Source organism: Citrifermentans bemidjiense Bem, from assembly GCF_000020725.1.
GTDB classification, from domain to species: Bacteria; Desulfobacterota; Desulfuromonadia; order Geobacterales; family Geobacteraceae; genus Geomonas; species Geomonas bemidjiensis.
On record NC_011146.1, the window covers coordinates 2,187,433 to 2,207,962 of the forward strand.

17 protein-coding genes are annotated in these 20,530 nt (G+C 60.0%); 10 read left to right on the forward strand and 7 right to left on the reverse strand.

What is annotated here, in order from left to right:
* Positions 1-57 precede the first annotated feature (57 nt).
* The 5 genes from GBEM_RS09470 to rsmD form a co-directional block, all read right to left on the reverse strand.
* Positions 58-2,307, reverse strand: coding sequence for an NADP-dependent malic enzyme (locus tag GBEM_RS09470; protein WP_012530320.1), 2,250 nt, complete (start codon positions 2,305-2,307; stop codon positions 58-60).
* Positions 2,308-2,372: 65 nt separating this feature from the next.
* Positions 2,373-2,939, reverse strand: a complete 567-nt coding sequence (locus tag GBEM_RS09475) for a helix-turn-helix domain-containing protein (RefSeq protein WP_012530321.1) — start codon at positions 2,937-2,939, stop codon at positions 2,373-2,375.
* 398 nt (positions 2,940-3,337) lie between these two features.
* On the reverse strand, positions 3,338-3,532 hold the full coding sequence (locus GBEM_RS09480) for a DUF1858 domain-containing protein (protein ID WP_041262715.1): 195 nt from the start codon (positions 3,530-3,532) through the stop codon (positions 3,338-3,340).
* Between the two features lie 39 nt (positions 3,533-3,571).
* Entirely contained in the window at positions 3,572-4,057 is a 486-nt protein-coding gene (gene coaD, locus GBEM_RS09485; RefSeq protein ID WP_012530323.1) for a pantetheine-phosphate adenylyltransferase, read from the reverse strand.
* The gene (gene rsmD, locus GBEM_RS09490; protein WP_012530324.1) at positions 4,048-4,629 is read right to left on the reverse strand and encodes a 16S rRNA (guanine(966)-N(2))-methyltransferase RsmD; all 582 of its coding nucleotides are present in this window, start codon (positions 4,627-4,629) and stop codon (positions 4,048-4,050) included. The genes coaD and rsmD overlap by 10 nt, the downstream gene beginning before the upstream one ends.
* Positions 4,630-4,860: 231 nt before the next feature.
* Here rsmD and GBEM_RS09495 point away from each other — a divergent pair, with 231 nt between their 5' ends.
* Positions 4,861-6,012, forward strand: a complete 1,152-nt coding sequence (locus tag GBEM_RS09495) for a deoxyguanosinetriphosphate triphosphohydrolase (protein ID WP_012530325.1) — start codon at positions 4,861-4,863, stop codon at positions 6,010-6,012.
* 163 nt (positions 6,013-6,175) lie between these two features.
* On the opposite strand, the gene yhbY is transcribed toward GBEM_RS09495, so the two are convergent.
* Entirely contained in the window at positions 6,176-6,478 is a 303-nt protein-coding gene (gene yhbY / locus GBEM_RS09500) for a ribosome assembly RNA-binding protein YhbY (RefSeq protein ID WP_012530326.1), read from the reverse strand.
* A 587-nt stretch (positions 6,479-7,065) separates the two neighbouring features.
* Between yhbY and pyrR the strand changes: the two genes are divergently transcribed.
* The 9 genes from pyrR (at position 7,066) to recG (ending at position 19,240) form a co-directional block, all read left to right on the forward strand.
* A complete protein-coding gene (gene pyrR / locus GBEM_RS09505; RefSeq protein WP_012530327.1) occupies positions 7,066-7,599 on the forward strand; it encodes a bifunctional pyr operon transcriptional regulator/uracil phosphoribosyltransferase PyrR in 534 nt (177 codons plus the stop codon).
* Positions 7,600-7,695: 96 nt separating this feature from the next.
* Positions 7,696-8,628, forward strand: coding sequence for an aspartate carbamoyltransferase catalytic subunit (locus GBEM_RS09510; RefSeq protein ID WP_012530328.1), 933 nt, complete (start codon positions 7,696-7,698; stop codon positions 8,626-8,628).
* Between the two features lie 299 nt (positions 8,629-8,927).
* The gene (locus GBEM_RS09515; protein ID WP_012530329.1) at positions 8,928-10,202 is read left to right on the forward strand and encodes a dihydroorotase; all 1,275 of its coding nucleotides are present in this window, start codon (positions 8,928-8,930) and stop codon (positions 10,200-10,202) included.
* Between the two features lie 107 nt (positions 10,203-10,309).
* Positions 10,310-11,434 carry a glutamine-hydrolyzing carbamoyl-phosphate synthase small subunit gene (carA, locus tag GBEM_RS09520; protein WP_012530330.1) on the forward strand — a complete coding sequence of 375 codons (1,125 nt, stop codon included), beginning with the start codon at positions 10,310-10,312 and terminating at the stop codon, positions 11,432-11,434.
* Positions 11,435-11,559: 125 nt separating this feature from the next.
* Positions 11,560-12,489: a radical SAM protein gene (locus GBEM_RS09525; RefSeq protein ID WP_012530331.1), complete on the forward strand. Its 930-nt coding sequence runs from the start codon at positions 11,560-11,562 to the stop codon at positions 12,487-12,489.
* A gap of 220 nt (positions 12,490-12,709) precedes the next feature.
* Positions 12,710-15,958 carry a carbamoyl-phosphate synthase large subunit gene (gene carB / locus GBEM_RS09530; protein ID WP_012530332.1) on the forward strand — a complete coding sequence of 1,083 codons (3,249 nt, stop codon included), beginning with the start codon at positions 12,710-12,712 and terminating at the stop codon, positions 15,956-15,958.
* Between the two features lie 109 nt (positions 15,959-16,067).
* The gene (greA, locus tag GBEM_RS09535; protein ID WP_012530333.1) at positions 16,068-16,544 is read left to right on the forward strand and encodes a transcription elongation factor GreA; all 477 of its coding nucleotides are present in this window, start codon (positions 16,068-16,070) and stop codon (positions 16,542-16,544) included.
* Between the two features lie 125 nt (positions 16,545-16,669).
* On the forward strand, positions 16,670-16,864 hold the full coding sequence (locus GBEM_RS09540) for a DUF1858 domain-containing protein (protein ID WP_012530334.1): 195 nt from the start codon (positions 16,670-16,672) through the stop codon (positions 16,862-16,864).
* Positions 16,865-16,921: 57 nt separating this feature from the next.
* Positions 16,922-19,240, forward strand: a complete 2,319-nt coding sequence (gene recG / locus GBEM_RS09545) for an ATP-dependent DNA helicase RecG (protein ID WP_012530335.1) — start codon at positions 16,922-16,924, stop codon at positions 19,238-19,240.
* 362 nt (positions 19,241-19,602) lie between these two features.
* On the opposite strand, the gene GBEM_RS09550 is transcribed toward recG, so the two are convergent.
* On the reverse strand, positions 19,603-20,214 hold the full coding sequence (locus GBEM_RS09550; protein WP_012530336.1) for a fibronectin type III domain-containing protein: 612 nt from the start codon (positions 20,212-20,214) through the stop codon (positions 19,603-19,605).
* Positions 20,215-20,530 lie beyond the last annotated feature (316 nt).

A 20,530-nucleotide genomic window follows, 5' to 3' on the forward strand; every position in this document is an offset into this window, starting at 1 on the left:
GGGGGCTATTATCCCCGCAACTCTCGGAAGAGCCTTTTCGGGGGAGGGGGGCTCCGTCTACAGGTTCTGTACGTCCACCACGGCGATGGCGGCCATGTTGACGATGTCGTTGACGTCGTCGCCGCGCTGCAGTACGTGCACCGGCTTGTTCATCCCCATGAGGATCGGGCCTATCGCCTCGGCGCCGCCCAGGTGGTGCAAGAGCTTGTAGCAGATGTTCCCGGAGTTGAGGTCGGGGAAGATCAGGATGTTGGCCGGGGTCTTCAGTTTCGAGAAGGTGAAGCCGTCCAGAAGATCGGGGACCACGGCGGTGTCGGCCTGCATCTCACCCTCTACTATCAGGTTGGGGGCGCGCTCCTTGACGATCTCGACGGCGCGCTTGACCTTGCGCGTCTGCGGGTGGTCCACCGAGCCGAAGTTGGAGAAGGAGAGCATGGCGACGCGGGGCTCGATGTCGAGCTTGGTGACCATCTCGGCGGCGAGAATGGCCGTCTCGGCCAGCTCCTCCGCGGTCGGATCGATGGTCACCGTGGTGTCGGCCAGGAAGTAGACGTTCTGTTTGGACACCATCATGTAGAGGCCGTGCACGCTGGAGAGCCCCCCCTGCTTGCCTAAGACCTGCAGTGCGGGGCGGATGGTTTCCGGGTAGTGGGTGTCGATCCCGCCCAGAAGAGCGTCGGCGTGCCCCATGTGCACCATCATGTTGCCGAAGTGTGCCCGCGACTTGCGGCGCATGATGCGGCGGCACTCGGAAATGGTGAGCCCTTTCCTTTGCCTTAAGCGGTAGAGCTCCGCGGCGTACTCCTCGGTGAACTCGGAGTCGGACGGGTCCATGATCGGCACGTCGAGGTCCAGGTTGAGATCGTCCATCTTCTGCTTGATCTTCTTCTGGTCTCCGATCAGGATCGGCTTGGCGATCCCCTCCTCGACCAGCACCTGGGCCGCGCGCAGGATCTTGTCGTCCTCACCCTCGGAGAAGACCACCTTCTTCGGGTCGCTCTTCGCCTTGTTGATGATCATGCGCATGATCTCTTTGGATTTGCCCTGCGAGGACTCGAGCTGCTCGATGTACTTGCCCATGTCGGCGATCGGCAGGCGCGCGACCCCCGTGTCCATGGCGGCCTGGGCGATCGCCGGGGCCACGTGCAAAAGCACGCGCGGGTCGAAGGGTTTGGGGATGATGTAGGTCGGGCCGAAGCTGAACTTCTCGTTGCCGTAGGCCTTGCTGACGGAGTCGGGCACCTCCTCGCGGGCAAGTTTCGCCAGGGCGTGCACCGCGGCGAGCTTCATCTCCTCGTTGATGGCAGTGGCGCGCACGTCGAGCGCGCCGCGGAAGATGAAGGGGAAGCCGAGGACGTTGTTGACCTGGTTCGCGTAGTCGCTCCTGCCGGTCGCGATGATCACGTCGCCGCGCACCCCGTGCGCCTCTTCCGGGGTGATTTCCGGGTCGGGGTTCGCCATGGCGAAGATGATCGGGTTCGGCGCCATGGAGCGGACCATCTCCGGTGTGAAGGCCCCCTTGGCCGAGAGGCCGAAAAGGACGTCGGCTCCCACCGCCGCCTCTTCCAGGGTGCGGAAGTGGGTTTCGGCTGCGAAGAGTTCCTTGTAGGGATTCATCCCCTCGACGCGCCCCTTGTAGATGACCCCCTTGGTGTCGCACATGATCATGTTGTTGGGTTTCACACCGAGCGCGATGGCGAGCTTGGCGCAGGAGTTGGCCGAGGCGCCGGCGCCGTTGACGACGATCCTTATGTCCTCGATCTTCTTTTGCACCAGCATCAGGGCATTCAGAAGGGCCGCCGAGCAGATGATGGCGGTGCCGTGCTGGTCGTCGTGGAAGACCGGGATGTTCATGGTCTTCTTGAGCTGCTCCTCGATATAGAAGCACTCGGGCGCCTTGATGTCCTCAAGGTTGATGCCGCCGAAGGTCGGCTCCAGGAGCTGGCAGGCCTTGATGATCTCGTCGGGGTTCTCGGTGTTCAGCTCGATGTCGAAGACGTCGATGTCGGCGAAACGCTTGAAGAGGACACCTTTCCCTTCCATGACCGGCTTGCCGGCGAGGGCGCCCAGGTTCCCAAGGCCCAGGACCGCGGTGCCGTTGGATACGACCGCCACGAGGTTCCCCTTCGCCGTGTACTTGTAGGCGTCGTCCGGGTTCTCCTGGATGGCCAGGCAGGGTTCCGCGACCCCCGGAGAGTAGGCGAGGGACAGGTCGGCTGCGGTCTGGCACGGCTTGGTGGCGATGACTTCGATCTTACCTTTTCTGCCGCTTGAGTGGTAATCAAGGGCACCCAATTTTTTGCTCATGCATTTCTCCTTTGACTCATCAGATTCGCGGCTATGCGCCATTAAAGTCTCTGCTGCCGGTGCAACTACTTGGTCACGACTACCAGCACCCGGACCTCCTTGCCGTCGTGGCTTAGGAGCCGGTGACCCAGGGTCGATTCGAAATAGAGGGAATCCCCCTCGTTAAGGGTGATCTTCTGGTCTTCCAGTATGAAGTCGGCGGTGCCGTTCATCACGTAGATGAACTCCTCGCCGTCATGGCTGTAGGTGTTGGCCTCCGGAGCCTTCTCGGTGAGGGTGACCATGAAGGCGTCCATCTTCTTGTTCTGCTTGTAGAAGGAGAGGGATTCGTAGAAGTACCCCTGGCGCGTGCCTTCCTTAGAGATGACCCGCGGCACGATGGTACGCTGATCGGCGCGCACCACCTCGAACCTGCGGTTGTCCTCGTCCTCGCTGAAAAACTGCGCCAGCTTCACGTCGAAGAACTTGGCGATCTTCGACAGCGTTGCGATGGGGGGGGAGACGTTGTCGTTTTCGATCTGAGAAATAAGCGCCGGGGAGAAACCGGTCTCGTTGGCGACAGCCTGAAGCGTCAGCTTCCTTGCCAAACGAAGCTTCTTGATCCTCGGCCCGATATTGTACTCTGACGACATTGAGTTCACTCCTGTTTAGGTGTAATCCACCGTTTTACTAATGCTAAAATTATTCAGTTTTGATAAAAAGTCAATTTAATTGTTGTTTGATGGCAAGAATTAATTGCCCACGGCAAGGTCGTGAAAGTGCCGATGAAGAGCGGATCGGCGCATTGCGCGGGGCGCGCCGCCGGTCGGGGGCGTCGTTTTGTGACCGTGGTTTATTTCGAAGTTTACGTCGCCTGGCGCCGGCAAAGCGGACCGCGTTCTGTCTCGCCGAAGAGAAGTTCGGCGAGCGGCGGCTAAGTGAAACTGCCTCGGTCCGGAAATTATGAGGGGCGCAGGGAAACGGCGGTCGTCCGGTGCGTGGGGCGGCCTTGCCCGTCACGAGCGGACGGGATCAAAGGGAAGTGGGGGTGCTATTTCTTGATGTTGCAGTTGAGTTCGCACAAGAGGGATTCGACGTCGATCTTGTGCACCGTCGCCCCGTGCTCCAGTTGCTCGAAATCCGCCAGTTGGCAGTCGTAGCAATCAAGGTGGTGGCGTTCGAAGACCGGGAGGGTTTCGGGGTAACGCCTGAGGATTTCGCTGATGGTCATTTCTTTCCTGATCACTTGGGCCTCCGAGAAGGTGCAGCGTCTGGTCGATGCCGATCAGCCCCTGAATTTCGCGTCCAGCGCGCTTTTCACCAGCGGCGGGACCAGCTTGTCCACCGGGCCGTTCAGGCAGCTTACCTCCTTAACTATGGAAGAGGAGAGGTAGCTGTAAGGGACGGAAGTCATCATGAACAACGTTTCCACGTCGCGGGTGATGTTGCGGTTCATCTGGGCCAGCTGGAACTCGAACTCGAAGTCGGAGACGGCGCGCAGGCCGCGTATGACGACGGAGGCGCCGACGCGCCGCACGTAGTCCACCAAAAGCCCGTCGAAAGTCTCCACCCTGGCCTCCGGGCGGTCCTTCAGGATCTCGGTCAAAAGCTCGATTCTCTCCTGCACGGTGAAGAGCGCGTTCTTCTCGGAGTTGCGGGCCACCGCCACGATGACGCCGTCGAAGATCTTAAGGCCGCGGTCGATGATGTCGAGATGCCCGTAGGTTACGGGATCGAAGGAGCCTGGATATACAGCCAGCTTCAGGGGCACGTTTCACCTCTGTCCGAAATAGTTAAAAAGGAGAGGGCGGTGTCGCCGTAGACGCGTCGCTCGATCTCCGTTAGCCTGCCGAAACTGCGGGGGATCTCTTCTTTGGCCGCAAACTCGGCGACCACGGTCGAGCCTGCATCGATGAGGGGGGAGGAGGAGAGAAGCTCCAGCACCCGCTCCGTGTGCCCCTCGCCGTAGGGTGGATCGAGAAAGACCAGATGGAAAGGCTTCTCGCCGCGCGCGAGCCACTTGAGCGCCGCCGCCGCTTCCTGCGTCACGACCTTTCCCTTCTCCGTGAACCTGGTCGTCTCCAGGTTTTTCCGGATCGCCTCTGCCGATTCCCGGTGCGCGTCGATAAAAACGGCGCAATCGGCGCCGCGGCTCAAGGCTTCGATGCCGAGGTTCCCGGTCCCTGCGAAGACGTCCAAAACCCTCATGCCGCCCAGGTCGCCCAGCCGGCTCAAGAGTATGCTGAAGAGCGCCTCCTTGACCCGGTCCGAGGTAGGGCGTACCCGCATGGTCTTGGGGGCGAAGAGCTGGCGCCCTCGGGCCTCACCCGCGATCACCCGCATGCAAAGAACTTCCGGTTACTGTATTTCATATGAATGAACATGCTCCTTCCTCATCGATGCAGCTTATGTCTCTGTTTTCGGGATGGGGCAGTCATATAGTTAAAAGTAATACAAAACGCAGAAGCTCTATTAGCACGATGCTTCCATCACGTCAATCAACTTTGCTGTTGACACTGTTGCCAGCGTGTATATAAATTACAGACTTTTAGCTCACTTGAGCAGGGGGTGCGAATGAGAGAGGGGCATGCCATGGAACGGGCCGACCTGGCGGGGTACGCTGCGACCAGCGCCGGTTCCAAGGGGCGCAGGTACCAGGAGGAATTCCGGGACAACAGGCCCGCCTTCGAGCGGGACCGTGACCGCATCATCCACTGTGCCGCCTTCAGGCGCCTGGAGTACAAGACCCAGGTCTTCGTCAACCACGAAGGGGACTACTACCGCACCCGGCTCACCCATTCCCTCGAAGTGGCGCAGATAGGGAAGGGGATAGCCAGGAGACTCGGGCTCAACGAGGAGCTGACCGAGACCCTGGCGCTTGCCCACGACCTCGGGCACACCCCCTTCGGCCACACCGGCGAAGAGGTGCTGAACCGGCTCATGGAAGGGGCGGGCGGTTTCGAGCACAACCTGCAGTCGCTTCGGGTGGTCGACGAACTCGAGGAGCGCCACCCGCACTTCAACGGGCTGAACCTTTCCTGGGAGGTGCGCGAAGGGATAGTCAAACACTCCTCGCAGTACGACACCCCTGCCGCCTCCATCTACCAGGAGTTCCTCCCTGGCACAGTTTCCAGCATCGAGGCGCAACTGATCAACTTCGCCGACGAGATTGCCTACAACAACCACGACATCGATGACGGGCTAAAGTCCGGCTACATAAACCTGAGCCAGCTGAAGAATGTCGAGCTCTGGAGCGAGGTACACGAGAAGATACTTGCCAAGTATCCCGGTATCGACATCGACCGCGGCGTCTGCCAGACCGTCAGCGCCCTGATCGGTGTGTTGATCACAGACTTGGTCAACACCACGGCCGAGAATCTGCGGACGCTCAAGATAGAGACCCAGGAGGATTTGAAGCGGGTGAACCTTCCCGTCGTCGCCTTTAGTCCCGGCATGGCAGACAGGAACGCCCAGTTGAAGCGCTTTTTGTTCCAGAACCTGTACCGGCATTACAAGGTAGAGCGGATGAGGGTCAAGGCCGAGCGTTATCTTGCCGAGCTTTTCGAGATGTACATCAAGCACCCGACGCTATTGCCCATGAAGCACCAGGTGAAGATGGAACGTGACGGAAGGGAGAGGGTGATTTGCGACTACATAGCCGGGATGACCGACAGGTTTGCGCTGGACGAGTTCAAGAGGCTGTTCGAGCCGTACGAGAGGGTTTAAAACCTTAAAATCATTAAATCATTCACCACAGAGGACACAGAGGAACACAGAGGAAAAACAGAAGCAGGAAAATCACAAAGCGTTTTTAGGGAAAATCAAAGGCTTTAGCCTTTTGTCTTTCCTCTGTGGTTCCTCTGTGTACCTCTGTGGTGAGTGCCTTTGCCTACTTCTTCTCCGTCTTGGGGAGTTCCAGCTTAGGTTCCTTGGCCGGCTTGTAGAGGAGCAGGGTTCGCCCCAGCACCTGCGCCAGGTCGGCCTGGCACGCGTTGCAGAGTTCTTCAGCCACGCTGTGGCGGTCCATCATGCAGCTCTCCAGCACTTTCACCTTGATCAACTCGTGGCTAGCCAGCGCCTCGCCGGTCTCGCGGATCAGCGCCTCGCTCACGTCGCTCTTTCCAACCTGGATCACCGGTTTCAGGCCATGTCCGAGCGCCCGGAGAAATCTCTTCTGTTTACCTGTCAACATCTAGTTCTTCCTTTTATCCATATTCCGAAACGGTGCGAGCTTTATAGCACTTTGCCCAGGGTAAGGCAAACCAGAAAGACCTTGCACACGGATTAAACGGAAATGACGGATAACTTCGGATAAACCCAAGGCCTTCGGGGTAAACCCAGAAGCTTGTGGTTTTCCTGCTTCTGTTTTTACTCCGTGTTCCTCTGTGTCCTCTGTGGTGAGTGCTTTTACGCCTTAAGGTTTTACCCTTCCTGTGGGTTTTGGGTCTTACTCTGTGCTGCCCCTGTGTCCTCCGTGTCCTCTGTGGCGAAGGTTCTAAGATTTGGGGATCATTACTTTATCTTAACCTTAATCTCAATCTGTTTCTTATAACTTTCGCCTTGACTCTCACCGGCCTCGGTGTTAGTTTGGTTCAAATTTATTCCCTGCCTTTTAATTTAGCCCCGTGAGGTTAGCAAAGGTGAGCATAAAGCACTCTTTTACTATTTAAAGGAAGAGCCTTTTCGCCCCTACGCGCGGAAAGGCTCTTTTTAGTTGAAACTAGGTCGGACCCGAAACTGCTTCAGAACAGGCTCTTATGCCGATAACAGGGGGTTATTATGGCTGACAACACGGTAATTCTGGACGGCAGCGGCGTCAAAAGGGCGCTCACCAGGATAGCCCACGAGGTGCTTGAGAAGAACAAGGGGGTCGAAGGGCTCGTCCTGGTCGGGATCCGGACCGGCGGCGTCTTCCTGGCACAGGAACTCGCCGAGCGCCTGGTCGAGATCGAGGGGGTCGAGGTCCCCTGCGGAGCGGTGGACATCACCATGTACCGCGACGACATCAAGGGGCACGCCGAGCACCTGCCGGTCGGCAAAACCGAGCTTCCTTTCTCCATCGAGGGGAAGAAGGTGGTGCTGGTCGACGACGTGCTCTTCACCGGGCGCACCATCCGCGCCGCCATGGACGCGCTGATGGACCAAGGGCGTGCCTCCTGCATCCAGCTCGCCGTCCTGGTGGACCGCGGGCACCGCGACCTCCCGATCCGCGCCGACTTCGTGGGACGAAACGTCCCGACCAGCAGGAGCGAGAACATCGTCGTCGCTTTCGATGCCGGCAACAAGCCGACGGAAGTGATCCTGCAGAAATAAAAACTTCCTCCTCTACGGGGGGAAAGCCATAAATTGATATCGTTTTGCTTTAACGCTGGAGCGCGCCGGTGCGCTCCGCAAACCGAGGGGGGGACCATGGGTTTCAGGCATAAAGACATCATCGCCCTGAAGGATCTGACCAAGGAGGAGATCACGCTCCTTCTGGACACGGCTGACAGTCTCAGCGAGATCAACCAGCGGGACATCAAAAAGGTGCCGACGCTGCGCGGCAAAACGGTGATCAACCTCTTTTACGAGGCATCCACCAGGACCCGCACTTCGTTCGAGATTGCCGCCAAAAGGCTTTCCGCCGATGCGGTGAACATCACCGCGTCCACCAGTTCCGTGGTCAAGGGCGAGACACTGTCCGACACCGCCAACAACCTCCTCGCCATGAAGCCCGACATCATCGTGATGCGCCACGCCGTTTCCGGCGCCCATGAATACCTAGCCAAGCGGGTCTCCTGCTCGGTCATCAACGCCGGCGACGGCGCCCACGAGCACCCTTCCCAGGGTCTTTTGGACATGCTCACCATGCGCCAGAAGTTCGGCAAGCTGGACGGGCTGAAGGTAGCCATCATCGGCGACATCACCCACAGCCGCGTGGCCCGCTCCGACATCTACGGCCTCACCACCATGGGCTCCCACGTATTCCTCGCCGGTCCGCCGACCATGATGCCGGTCGGCATCGAGCGGCTTGGCAACGTCACGGTCTGCAAGGACATGCGGGAGGCCGTGGACAAGGCCGATGTGGTGATGATGCTGAGGATCCAGTTGGAGCGCCAGGGCAAGACCCTGCTCCCCAGCATGCGCGAGTACTCGCGCTACTTCGGGCTCAACCCCGAGGTGCTCGGCCTGGCCAAGAAGAACGCCATCGTCATGCATCCGGGTCCCATCAACCGCGGCGTCGAGCTCGCCTCCTCGGTTGCCGACTGCGACCAGTCCGCCATCCTGACCCAGGTGGAAAACGGCGTGGCGGTGCGCATGGCGATGCTGTACCACGTCTGCGGCGGCGAGCCGGTGGAGTAAACCAAGCTGACGTTCAACGTTCAACGTTTGGCAGAACCGGATGTTGAATTGGCGCCTCACGAGTGAAGTAGCCGTACCACGTTTGACGCCATAGGCAGTGCCGCAACTTGAACATTGAACGCCGAACGTTGAACCTACCAAACTGACGTTCAACGTTCAACGTTCGACGTTAGGCAAAACCGGATGTTGAACCGGCGCCTTTACTGGATGGAGGAGCCGTCCCGGTTCGGGTGCCACAGACAGAACCGTCAGTTGAACCTTGAACGTTGAACGTTGAACCTTTTTTAGGGGGGTAAGAGATGAATCTTTTGATAAAAGGCGGGCGTGTGATTGATCCCTCTCAGGGGATAGATGCGAACCTCGATGTCCTGATCGCCGACGGCGTCGTGCTCGAACTGGGGCAGGGGCTTGCCGCGCCGGAGGGAACTCCGGCCATCGACGCCAGCGGGCTGATCGTGACGCCTGGGCTCATCGACATGCACGTGCACCTGCGCGACCCGGGCCTGGAGTACAAGGAAGACATCGCCACCGGTAGCCGCTCCGCTGCGGCGGGGGGCTTCACCTCGGTTGCCTGCATGCCGAACACCTCGCCGGTCATCGACAGCAAGGCCATCGCTTCCTACATCATCAACAAGGCCAAAAGCGAGGCGCTGGTCAACGTCTTCCCGATCGGCTGCATCACCAAGGGGGGCAAGGGTGAGAGCCTCGCCGAAATGGGCGAGCTCAAGGAAGCTGGTTGCGTCGCGGTTTCCGACGACGGCAAGCCGGTCTGCAACTCCGAGCTGATGCGCCGCGCCCTCGAGTACGCCAAAGGGATCGGCATCGCCGTTATCTCGCACTCCGAGGATCTGGCTCTCGTGGGCGAAGGGGTCATGAACGAAGGGTTCGTCTCCACCGAGCTGGGACTGAAGGGAATCCCCTGGGCTGCCGAAGACATCGCAGTGGCCCGCGAGGTGTACCTGGCCGAGTTCGCAGGAGCACCGGTGCACATAGCGCACATCTCCACCGTGGGATCGGCCCGCATCATCCGCAACGCTAAGGCGCGCGGCGTCAAGGTCACCTGCGAGACCGCGCCGCACTACTTCACCCTGACCGACGAGGCGGTGCGCGGCTATGAAACCAACGCCAAGATGAACCCGCCTTTGAGAAGCGCCGCAGACGTCGAGGCCATGAAGGCCGGCCTTGCCGACGGCACCATCGACGCCATCGCCACGGATCATGCGCCGCACCACCCGGACGAGAAGGACGTGGAATTCAACGTCGCCCTGAACGGCATCGTAGGCCTTGAGACCTCGCTTTCCCTCTCGCTCAAGCTCGTCGAAGAGGGGCGCCTGGACCTGAACCAGCTGGTGTCGCTCATGTCCTGCACCCCGGCGAAGATCCTCGGTCTCGACCGCGGCACCTTGAAGGTCGGGGCCGTGGGCGACGTCACCATCATCGACCCGGCCAAGGAGTGGCAGGTAGAGGCGGCGAAGCTGGAGTCGAAGTCCAAGAACTCCCCCTTCCTTGGCTGGAAGATGAAGGGGAGGGCGGTCTACACCGTCGTGAAGGGGCAGGTGGTGTACCAGGCGTAAGATTGACTCGCGCCACATGCTCCCCCTCCCTTGACGGGAGGGGGAAGTTAAAACGAAATTTGCGCTTTTTTGCGCGGCAGAAATATAACGGACTTGGGAGAAGAAACATGAAAGCAGTACTTGCTCTGGCGGACGGCCGGATTTTCAAGGGTAAGGCCTTCGGTGCGACGGGCGAAACAAGCGGCGAGGTGGTGTTCAATACCGCCATGTCCGGCTATCAGGAAGTCCTCACCGACCCTTCCTACAAGGGGCAGATGGTCACCATGACCTACACCCAGATCGGCAACACCGGCATCAACCCGGAAGATGTGGAAAGCGGGCAGCTCTACCTGTCCGGCTTCATCGTCAGGGAGTACCTGGACTGCTATTCCAACTACCGCGCCACCATGAGCCTGGACGCTTACCTCAAGGAGAACGGCATCGTCGGCATCCAGGGGATCGACACCCGCGCCCTGACCCGCCACCTGCGCGACAAGGGGGCCCAAAACGGCATCATCTCCACCATCGACTTCGATCCGGAGAGCCTGGCCAGGAAGGCGCGCGCCATCCCCTCCATGAGCGGTCTGGACCTTGCCACCGGCGTCACCTGCAGCGCCCCGTACCACTGGACCGAAGGTCTGTGGGACCTGAAGAGCGGCTACCCGCAGGTCGACCGCAAGGATTTGAAGTACAAGGTCGTGGCCTACGACTTCGGCATCAAGCTGAACATCCTGCGCTGCCTGGTTTCCGCCGGTTGCGACGTCACCGTGGTTCCGGCGACCTTCCCTGCGGAGTCCGCGCTCGCCATGAATCCGGACGGCATCTTCCTTTCCAACGGCCCGGGCGACCCTGAGCCGATGAAGGAAGTCATCGAGAACATCAAGAAATTCGTCGGCAAGAAGCCGATCTTCGGCATCTGCCTTGGACACCAGCTCATGGGCCTTGCCCTGGGCGGCCGCACCATCAAGCTCAAGTTCGGCAACCACGGCTCCAACCTTCCGGTCATGGATATGGCCACGAGAAAGGTCGAGATCACCGCCCAGAACCACGGCTTCTCCGTCGATATCCTGTCGCTTAGCAACGTCGCCGGCTTGGCGCACGAGAACCTGAACGACCAGACCGTCGAAGGTATGGCGCACAAGACCCTCCCCATCTTCTCGGTGCAGCACCACCCCGAGGCGTCCCCCGGGCCGCACGACTCGCACTACCTGTTCGACAGGTTCGTCGAGATGATGGAGAAGCATAAGGCGTAGGAAAGGACAGAGGGGAGGAGCCGGCGGCTTGGTCATCGATGGCGACTGCCCCCACCCCCTAACCCCCTCCCGCAAGGGGAGGGGGGATAGAGAGACCCCCTTAGCTAGGGGATGAAGGTGACGGGTTGGCTTCAAAGACGAATCGGCGGTATTTCGAGCTTTACCGCAGCGGCGAGCTGGCGCGGCGCATCAAGGCGGCATATGCCCGCCTGGTCGCCTGCGACATCTGCCCGCATGCCTGCGGGGTGAACCGGCTGGCAGGCGTGAGCGGCCTTTGCAAAAGCGCGAAGACGGTGCGCATAGCCTCTGCCGCCGTCCACCGGGGAGAGGAGCCACCCATCTCAGGGACGCGCGGCTCCGGGACCATCTTCCTCTCCGGGTGCACGTTGAACTGCAAGTTCTGCCAGAACTTCCCCATCAGCCAGTTGCGTAACGGCAAGGACCTGACGCCGGGGGAGTTGGCGGGGAAGATGCTCGGGCTGCAGCAAAAGGGTGCCCACAACATAAACTTCGTCACCCCGACGCACTTCACGCCGCAGATCCTGGCCGCCCTCTACCTGGCCATCCGCAAGGGGTTCACGCTTCCCATCGTCTGGAACACGAGCGGGTACGAGAGCCTTGAGACGCTGGCGCTTCTGGACGGGGTGGTTGACATTTACCTCCCGGACATGAAGTACTGCTCCGACGAGGTGGCGGTGAGGCTTTCCGGGGCGCCGGGATACACCGAAGCGAACCGCCAGGCGCTTGCCGAGATGCTGAGGCAGGTGGGGCAGCTTCGCTGCGACGAGGACGGCATCGGTGAGAGGGGACTCATAGTCCGGCACCTGGTGTTGCCGCAGGGGCAGGCGGGGAGCGCGGAGACGCTTGAGTGGATCGCCGAGAACCTCGGCGCCGAAACGCACATAGCGCTTATGAGCCAGTTCTTCCCGGCGCATGCGGCGGCAGAGACGCCCGGCATAGAGCGCAGGATAACCGCAGAGGAGTACGCCGAGGCGGTAGAGGCGCTGGAAGAGCTGGATCTGGAAAATGGCTGGGTCCAGGAAGAACCGGAGTGAGAACTTCCGTTCAACGTTCAACGTTCAACGTTGGAGCAAAAGTTGGATTTCCTGGCGCAGGATCCGTGCGGCTTGTTTGGCAACAAAGTGACTTTAACGTTGAACGTTGAACGTTTTTAGATTAGACGCAGAACGTAGAACATAGAACGTAGAACAGTTTTTATGATTTAAACAGAACGTTGAACGTTGAACGTTGAACGGTTTTTCCAGGGAGATTTCAATGCCTAAACGCACAGACATCAAGAAGATCCTCATTATCGGCGCAGGCCCGATCGTCATCGGCCAGGCGTGCGAGTTCGACTACTCCGGTACCCAGGCCTGCAAGGCGCTCAAGGAAGAAGGGTTCGAGGTGGTGCTCCTGAACTCCAACCCGGCTACCATCATGACGGATCCGGACTTCGCCGACTTCACCTATATCGAACCGGTCACCCCGGAGATCCTCGCGGCGATCATCGAGAAGGAGCGCCCCGACGCGCTGCTCCCGACCCTGGGGGGGCAGACGGCGCTGAACACGGCCGTGGCGGTAGCGGAAAACGGCACCCTGGAGAAGTTCGGGGTTGAGCTGATCGGCGCGAAACTGCCGGCCATCAAGAAGGCTGAGGACCGCACCCTGTTCAAGGAGGCCATGGTGAGAATCGGCCTCGACGTGCCGAGATCGGGTCTCGCCCACAACTACCAGGAGGCGATGGAGGTCATCAAGTTCGTCGGCTTCCCGGCCATCATCCGTCCTTCCTTCACCCTGGGGGGCACCGGCGGCGGCATCGCCTACAACATGGAAGAGTACGAGCGTATGTCCATGGCCGGCATCGAGGCGTCGCCTACCGACGAGATCCTGGTTGAGGAGTCGCTGATCGGCTGGAAGGAGTACGAACTGGAGGTGATGAGGGATACCGCCGACAACGTGGTCATCATCTGCTCCATCGAGAACTTCGACGCTATGGGCGTGCACACCGGCGACTCCATCACGGTGGCGCCTGCACAGACCCTCACCGACAAGGAATACCAGATCCTGCGCGACGCCTCGCTGAAGATCATCCGCGAGATCGGCGTCGACACCGGCGGCTCCAACATCCAGTTCGGCACCAATCCGAAAAACGGCCGACTGATCGTCATCGAGATGAACCCGCGCGTCTCCCGCTCCTCGGCGCTCGCCTCGAAAGCGACCGGCTTCCCGATCGCGAAGATCGCCGCCAAACTCGCCGTCGGCTACACCCTGGACGAGATCACCAACGACATCACCAAGGAGACGCCGGCCTGCTTCGAGCCGACCATCGACTACGTGGTCACCAAGATCCCGCGCTTCACCTTCGAGAAATTCCCCGCTGCCGACGCCACCCTCACCACCCAGATGAAGTCGGTGGGCGAGGTCATGTCCATCGGCCGCACCTTCAAGGAGTCCTTCCAGAAGGCGCTCCGCTCGCTGGAGATCGGCTCCTGCGGCTTCGAGTCGAAGTTCTTCGGGGTAGGCGGCGACACCCGCCGCGCGCTCACCGAAAAAGAGCGCAACCTCCTGAACGACAAGTTGAGGACCCCTAACTGCGACCGCCTCTGGTACGTAGGCGACGCCTTCCGCTGCGGCATGAGCGTGGAGGAGATCTATGCCCTTACCGCCATCGACCCCTGGTTCCTGAACAACATCCGCCAGATCATCGAGATGGAGGAGGAGCTCAAGCAGATCAACATCAAGAATGAATCCGGCGAAAAGCTGCACGACATCCTCTGGGACGCGAAACGCTACGGGTTCTCCGACAAGTTCCTCTCCCAGCTCTGGAAGATAACCGAAGCCGAGGTGCGCCAACTGCGCCTGTCGGTCGGGGTCAAGCCGGTCTTTAAAAGGGTCGACACCTGCGCAGCCGAGTTCGTGGCACACACCCCATACCTCTACTCCACCTACGAGGAGGAGTGCGAGGCCGAGCCCACCGACAAGAAGAAGATCATCATCCTCGGCGGCGGACCCAACCGAATCGGCCAGGGTATCGAGTTCGACTACTGCTGCGTGCACGGCGTATTCGCCCTCTCCGAGGACGGCTACGAGACCATCATGGTCAACTGCAACCCGGAGACCGTTTCCACCGACTACGACACCTCGGACCGCCTCTACTTCGAGCCGCTCACCTTCGAGGATGTGCTGAACATCGTGGACGTCGAGAAGCCGACCGGCGTTATCGTGCAGTTCGGCGGCCAGACTCCGTTGAAACTCGCCGTGGCTCTTGAGAAGGCGGGGGTTCCCATCATCGGCACCTCGCCCGACGCCATCGACCGCGCCGAAGACCGCGAGCGCTTCCAGGAGATGCTGCAAAAGCTCAAGCTCAGGCAGCCCGAAAACGGCACCGCCCGCTCCTTCGAGGAGTCCGAGGTGGTCGCCGAGCGTATCGGCTACCCTGTCGTGGTGCGCCCCTCCTACGTTCTCGGCGGACGCGCCATGGAGATCGTGTACGACGTGGACAACCTGCGCCGCTACATGCACACCGCGGTACAGGCTTCGCCCGAGCACCCGATCCTGATCGACAAGTTCCTGGACGAGGCGATCGAGATCGACGTCGACGCCCTTTGCGACGGCCAAGTCGCCGTCATCGGCGGCATCATGGAGCACATCGAGGAGGCGGGTATCCACTCCGGCGACTCGGCCTGCTCGCTGCCGCCTTACTCCATCTCCAAGGAGATCGTCGAGGAGATCAGGCGCCAGACCAAGATGATGGCGCTGGAGCTGAACGTAAAGGGGCTCATGAACGTGCAGTTCGCCGTCAAGGGGAACGACATCTACATCATCGAGGTCAACCCCCGCGCCTCGCGCACCTCGCCCTTCGTCTCCAAGGCGACCGGCAGGCCTTTGGCGAAGATCGCCGCGCGCGTCATGGCGGGCAAGACCCTGGCCGAGCTGGGGGTTACCGACGAGATCGTGCCGGTCCATATCTCGGTCAAGGAATCCGTCTTCCCCTTCGCCAAGTTCCCCGGCGTCGATACCATCCTGGGACCGGAGATGAAGTCGACCGGCGAGGTCATGGGGATCGGCGACACCTTCGCCAAGGCGTACGCCAAGGCGCAGATGGGGGCCAACGTGAAGCTCCCGACTTCCGGTAAAGTGTTCATTTCAGTGAAGGACACGGACAAAAAACATATTGTCAGCGCTGCAAAAAGACTGTATGATCAGGGCTTCGAATTGGTTGCTACGCGCGGCACGGCGAGTTATCTGCAGGAAAAAGGGATCCCCGTTCAGGTAGTAAACAAGGTAATCGAAGGACGCCCCCACATAGTCGATGCGATCAAGAACAACGAGATCTGCATGGTCATCAACACCACCCACGGTGCGCAGGCCGTTGCCGATTCCTACTCGATTCGCAGGAACACTCTGATCAACAACGTCGCTTACTACACCACAGCCTCCGGCGCGAGAGCTGCCGTAGACGGTATCATAGCGATGTCCAAGTCGAAGCTGGAAGTCAACTCGATCCAGCACTACTTGAAATAACCGATGGACCCGGCAGCGTGATGCCTGCGCTCCCTTAAAAATCGAAAACGCTGACCAACGGGGGGCCAAACGGCCCCCCTACAAGTTCATCAACAGGAGCAGAATACCGATGTCTCAGACAGTTCCACTGACCAAGGAGAGTTACGAGGCCCTTCAGGAAGACCTGAAACGCCTGATAAAGGAAGAGCGCCCCAAGGTGATCCAGGATATCGCCGAGGCGAGGGCCCATGGTGATCTTTCCGAAAACGCGGAGTACGATGCCGCCAAGAACCGTCAGGGTTTCATCGAAGGCCGTATCCTCGAGCTGGGGGATAAGCTGGCACGGGCCTACGTGGTCGATCTCTCCAACCTGAAGCCGGACAAGGTGGTTTTCGGCGCCACGGTGACGGTCTACGACACGGCGACCGAGGAAGAACTCACCTACAAGATCGTGGGAGAGGACGAGGCCGACATCAAGCAGTGTAAGATTTCCTGTACCTCCCCGGTCGGCAAGGCCCTCATCGGGCACAAGCTGGACGACAGCGTCAGGGTGAGCGTCCCCGCGGGGGTCAAAGAGTACGAGATCATCGAGATCCGCTACGAATAGCGCCGGCAGTTTCGCGTTTCGCTAGTTGCGAGGCGCGGAGGAGGCCGGATCAAGGACTGGACAGGGTGCGCCCCGTCCGGCAGCAGAGAAGGATCAATACGCCAAGCGCGTAACAGGAGGATTAAATGTCTCAGGTAACCAAGGATATGACTTTTGCCGCAGTAATGAGGATGCACCCGGACGTCGTCAAGGTGCTTGCCAAATACAACCTCGGCTGCATCGGCTGCATGGGTGCACAGAACGAGTCCCTGGAGCAGGGTTGCGCCGCTCACGGCATCAGCGTGGACGAGATCGTCGCCGACATCAACAAGCTTTTCTAGCAGTTTCCGCTGCCTGGCGCGGTTTTCCCGCGCCAGGCGCTCTTACCCTCTCTCCCCATGCCGACGATAACCCTCGCGCCAGACGGGTCCATCCCGCTTCCGGAACAGCTCAGGAATGATCTGAAGCTTCGCCCGGGGGACCTGGTGAGCGTAGAGGTCGTCGATGGGACCCTACGTATCTCCAAGCAAAAATCAGCCAAAGAAACACGCTCTACCCCCCCCGCAGCAAAGCCCGCAGCCGCCGTCGCGCAGGTAACCGTCCCCGAAGAACTGAAGACCCCGATGCAGAGCATCAAGGGGGTAGGGCCGAAGCTTGCCGCCACCCTTTCCAAAAAGGGGCTGGACACGGTCGAGGATGCGCTTTATCTTCTCCCCAACCGCTACGAGGATCGCCGCGAACTAAAGAAGATAGCGCAACTGCGCCCCGGCAACAGCGAGGCCTTCTTCGCCACCGTCGTTTCGGCCGCGGCGCAAACCACCAAGGGGGGACGGCGCTACTTCGAGGCCATCGTCAAGGACGAAACGGGTAGCCTGCCGCTCAAGTGGTTCCATTTCCACCCGAACTTCCTGAAGAAACAGCTGGTTCCCGGTAGGCAGGGGATCTTCATCGGCGACGTCGCCCAGTTCGGCTTCCAGCGCGAGATGCACCATCCCGAGGTCGAGTGGGCCGCGGAGGGTGAGGACCTCTCCCAGGTGATGGCGCGCGACCCCGACAACTTCGGCAGCATACTTCCGGTCTATCCGCTCACCGAGGGGGTGAGCCAGAAGGTGATGCGCCGCATCATGCGCGACGCCGTGCAGCGTTACAGCCGCTACGTGAAGGGGGCGCTTCCCGACGAGCTTCTGCAGCGCCACAAGCTCCTCACGCTTCCCGTGGCGCTACGCGAGGCGCACCTTCCTGCCCAGGACAGCGACCTTTCCGCGCTCAACAGCGGCCGCAGCTCGGCACACCGCTCACTCGCTTTCGACGAGCTCTTCTTCCTGCAGTTGGGGCTCGCCCTTAAAAGGCGCGGCATCGCGGTAGAGGACGGCATCAGCTTCAAGGTGACCCACCGCTACACCAAGGAACTCCTAAAGCTCCTCCCCTTCAGCCTGACCGCTGCTCAGAAACGGGTACTCTCCGAGATAAAGGAAGACATGATGTCGCCCCACCCGATGCACAGGCTGGTGCAGGGGGATGTGGGCTGCGGCAAGACGCTCGTCGCCCTCATGGCCGCGCTCGTCTGCGTGGAAAACGATTACCAGGTCGCCATCATGGCCCCCACCGAGCTTCTAGCCGAACAGCACTACCTGAACATCCATGGCTACTGCGAGAAACTGGGCATAGGCGTGACGCTCCTGACTGCGAGCGTGAAGGGGAAGGGTGACACGCTGGAAAAAATTGCCTCCGGCGCCACCCAGATCGTGGTCGGGACTCACGCCGTCATCCAGGAGAAGGTGGAATTCCACCGATTGGGGCTGGGAATCATCGACGAGCAGCACCGCTTCGGCGTCGTGCAGCGCGCCCAGTTGAAGAAGAAGGGGGCGAACCCCGACATCCTGGTGATGACGGCGACTCCCATTCCGCGCACTCTTTCCATGACCGTCTTCGGAGACCTCTCGCTTTCGGTGATCGACGAGTTGCCGCCGGGGAGGACCCCCATCGAGACGCGGATGGTGCGCGAGTCGCGCCGCAAGGAGGTGTACGCGCTGGTGAGGGAGGAGGCGGCGAAGGGGAGGCAGGCCTACGTCATCTATCCCCTGGTCGAGGAGACCGAGAAGAGCGACCTGAAGGCTGCAGTGCAAATGGCCGAGCACCTGGCGCAGGATGTTTTTCCGGACCTGCGCGTCGCCGTCCTCCACGGGCGCATGCCCGCCGCCGAGAAGGAAGCGGTGATGAAGGAGTTCAAGGCGGGGACTACCGACATCCTGGTCGCCACCACGGTCATCGAGGTCGGCATCGACGTCCCCAACGCCACCGTAATGGTCATCGAACACGCCGAGCGGTTCGGTCTTTCCCAACTGCACCAGTTGCGGGGGAGGGTGGGGCGCGGCAGCGAGCGCTCCCGCTGCATCCTGCTCGCCGGGGACAAGCTCTCCGAGGACGGCCAGAAACGTCTTGAGGTAATGGTGCAGAGCTCCGACGGCTTCGTCATCGCCGAGGCCGACCTTCAGATCAGGGGACCCGGCGACTTCCTGGGCACCAGGCAGGCGGGGCTTCCCGAATTGCGGGTGGCGGACATCCTGCGGGACGGCGGCGTGCTGGAGCAGGCGCGCAAAGACGCCTTCGCCCTGGTCGAGCGCGACCCGGAGCTGTCCGCGCCCGGACACGAACGTCTGCGCGGGGAAATGATGCTCCGCTGGGGCGGGAGGTTGGAGCTCGCCAGCATCGGGTGACTCGCTGAATTCGGTCGAGTCCTGTAACACTAGGTCGATTTTCCGAACAACTCGGTCAAGTCCTCGAACAACCTGATCAAGTCCTCGAACAACTTAGGCAAGTCCTCGAACAACTTAGGCAAGTCCTCGAACAACTTAGGCAAGTCCTCGAACAACTTGGTCAAGTCGTCGAACAACTTGGTCATCTTTTTTCAAAAACGGTGGTGGTTTGAAAAAAAACTGGAAGGTTTTTGTCGGTTTTGATGGGCAGGTTTTGGGGCGAGTCCTTCTTAATGCAGGATGTTTGGAATGAAAGTCACCATCGCCTGCTCGAGTCGGATATGAGACCAGGCGATGGTGGACAGCTCTATAGGCGACGATAGTTAGATGGCCATCATGCTCATAAAATTCGTCCAGGAACCCGGGCCGGAGGGCGCGATCGCCCTGATTCTGAAGTAGAACATCTTTCCGGGAGTAAGGCCTGCTATTTCGATCCGGTTCACCCGACAGGAGGTAGTGAGGTGTCTCCAGTTGCTCTCCGTCATAGGATCGCCATCGCAGCCCCACACCTCGTAGCTTTTGGCGCCTTTGACAGCATTCGCTCTGGCCACGATAGTATGTCCGTCATAGACCATTCTGCTGTTTTCCGGCGCGGTCAAAATGCCTGCTGTACGCTTTGTTATCGGCTGTTGTTGCTGCAGCCCGAGCTTTTGGGGAATGGTAGGGTCCTGGGTCCCAGCCAACAGCGCCATTCCGCGGAAGAGTCCCAACTGGGCGCTGACTTCTTGCCTGACTGCTTGCAGTTCTCCCTCCTTTTCGCGGTTGCCCCCCAGGACCTCGTTGAACAGGCCCAGGTGACGATCATGGGAGAACTTGAGCTTCTGAAGGTTCGGCAGCACCGTGAAGATACTTTCCACGACAGCGTCCTTAGTCAAAAACTCTCCTGCCAAGCGAATCACCTCTTCGTCGCTTCCCCCACCAAATAGGTTTTTCATAGAGGTACCTCCGTTGTTGGGTTAAAAATCTCCAACATCTTAACCCTGCCTTCCGGCAAAGCAAGTCGCACCCCAAAATTTAACTCGAAGCCTTTCCAATATCACCTGCCCCAGTGTTCCTCAACAGCGAAAAGTCAAAGGCATTGCACACGGATTGGACGGAAACGTCGCGGATAACATCAGATTAATCAAAAAGGCTTCGGGTGGCACCGGGTGGCACCAAGAGCACCACGGCTGAAAACGCAAAAAGGGGACAGGCGTTGTCGCATGAAGCGAGGCGCCTGTCCCCTTAATTTCAAATCTGTTTTTCTGTTGT

Bases quoted from the DNA above. Each gene is read 5' to 3' on its own strand.
- GBEM_RS09470 (WP_012530320.1), bottom strand. From the start codon at position 2,307: ATGAGCAAAAAATTGGGTGCCCTTGATTACCACTCAAGCGGCAGAAAA.
- GBEM_RS09475 (WP_012530321.1), bottom strand. From the start codon at position 2,939: ATGTCGTCAGAGTACAATATCGGGCCGAGGATCAAGAAGCTTCGTTTG.
- rsmD (WP_012530324.1), bottom strand. From the start codon at position 4,629: ATGCGGGTGATCGCGGGTGAGGCCCGAGGGCGCCAGCTCTTCGCCCCC.
- GBEM_RS09495 (WP_012530325.1), top strand. From the start codon at position 4,861: ATGAGAGAGGGGCATGCCATGGAACGGGCCGACCTGGCGGGGTACGCT.
- yhbY (WP_012530326.1), bottom strand. From the start codon at position 6,478: ATGTTGACAGGTAAACAGAAGAGATTTCTCCGGGCGCTCGGACATGGC.
- pyrR (WP_012530327.1), top strand. From the start codon at position 7,066: ATGGCTGACAACACGGTAATTCTGGACGGCAGCGGCGTCAAAAGGGCG.
- GBEM_RS09510 (WP_012530328.1), top strand. From the start codon at position 7,696: ATGGGTTTCAGGCATAAAGACATCATCGCCCTGAAGGATCTGACCAAG.
- GBEM_RS09515 (WP_012530329.1), top strand. From the start codon at position 8,928: ATGAATCTTTTGATAAAAGGCGGGCGTGTGATTGATCCCTCTCAGGGG.
- carA (WP_012530330.1), top strand. From the start codon at position 10,310: ATGAAAGCAGTACTTGCTCTGGCGGACGGCCGGATTTTCAAGGGTAAG.
- carB (WP_012530332.1), top strand. From the start codon at position 12,710: ATGCCTAAACGCACAGACATCAAGAAGATCCTCATTATCGGCGCAGGC.
- greA (WP_012530333.1), top strand. From the start codon at position 16,068: ATGTCTCAGACAGTTCCACTGACCAAGGAGAGTTACGAGGCCCTTCAG.
- GBEM_RS09540 (WP_012530334.1), top strand. From the start codon at position 16,670: ATGTCTCAGGTAACCAAGGATATGACTTTTGCCGCAGTAATGAGGATG.
- recG (WP_012530335.1), top strand. From the start codon at position 16,922: ATGCCGACGATAACCCTCGCGCCAGACGGGTCCATCCCGCTTCCGGAA.
- GBEM_RS09550 (WP_012530336.1), bottom strand. From the start codon at position 20,214: ATGAAAAACCTATTTGGTGGGGGAAGCGACGAAGAGGTGATTCGCTTG.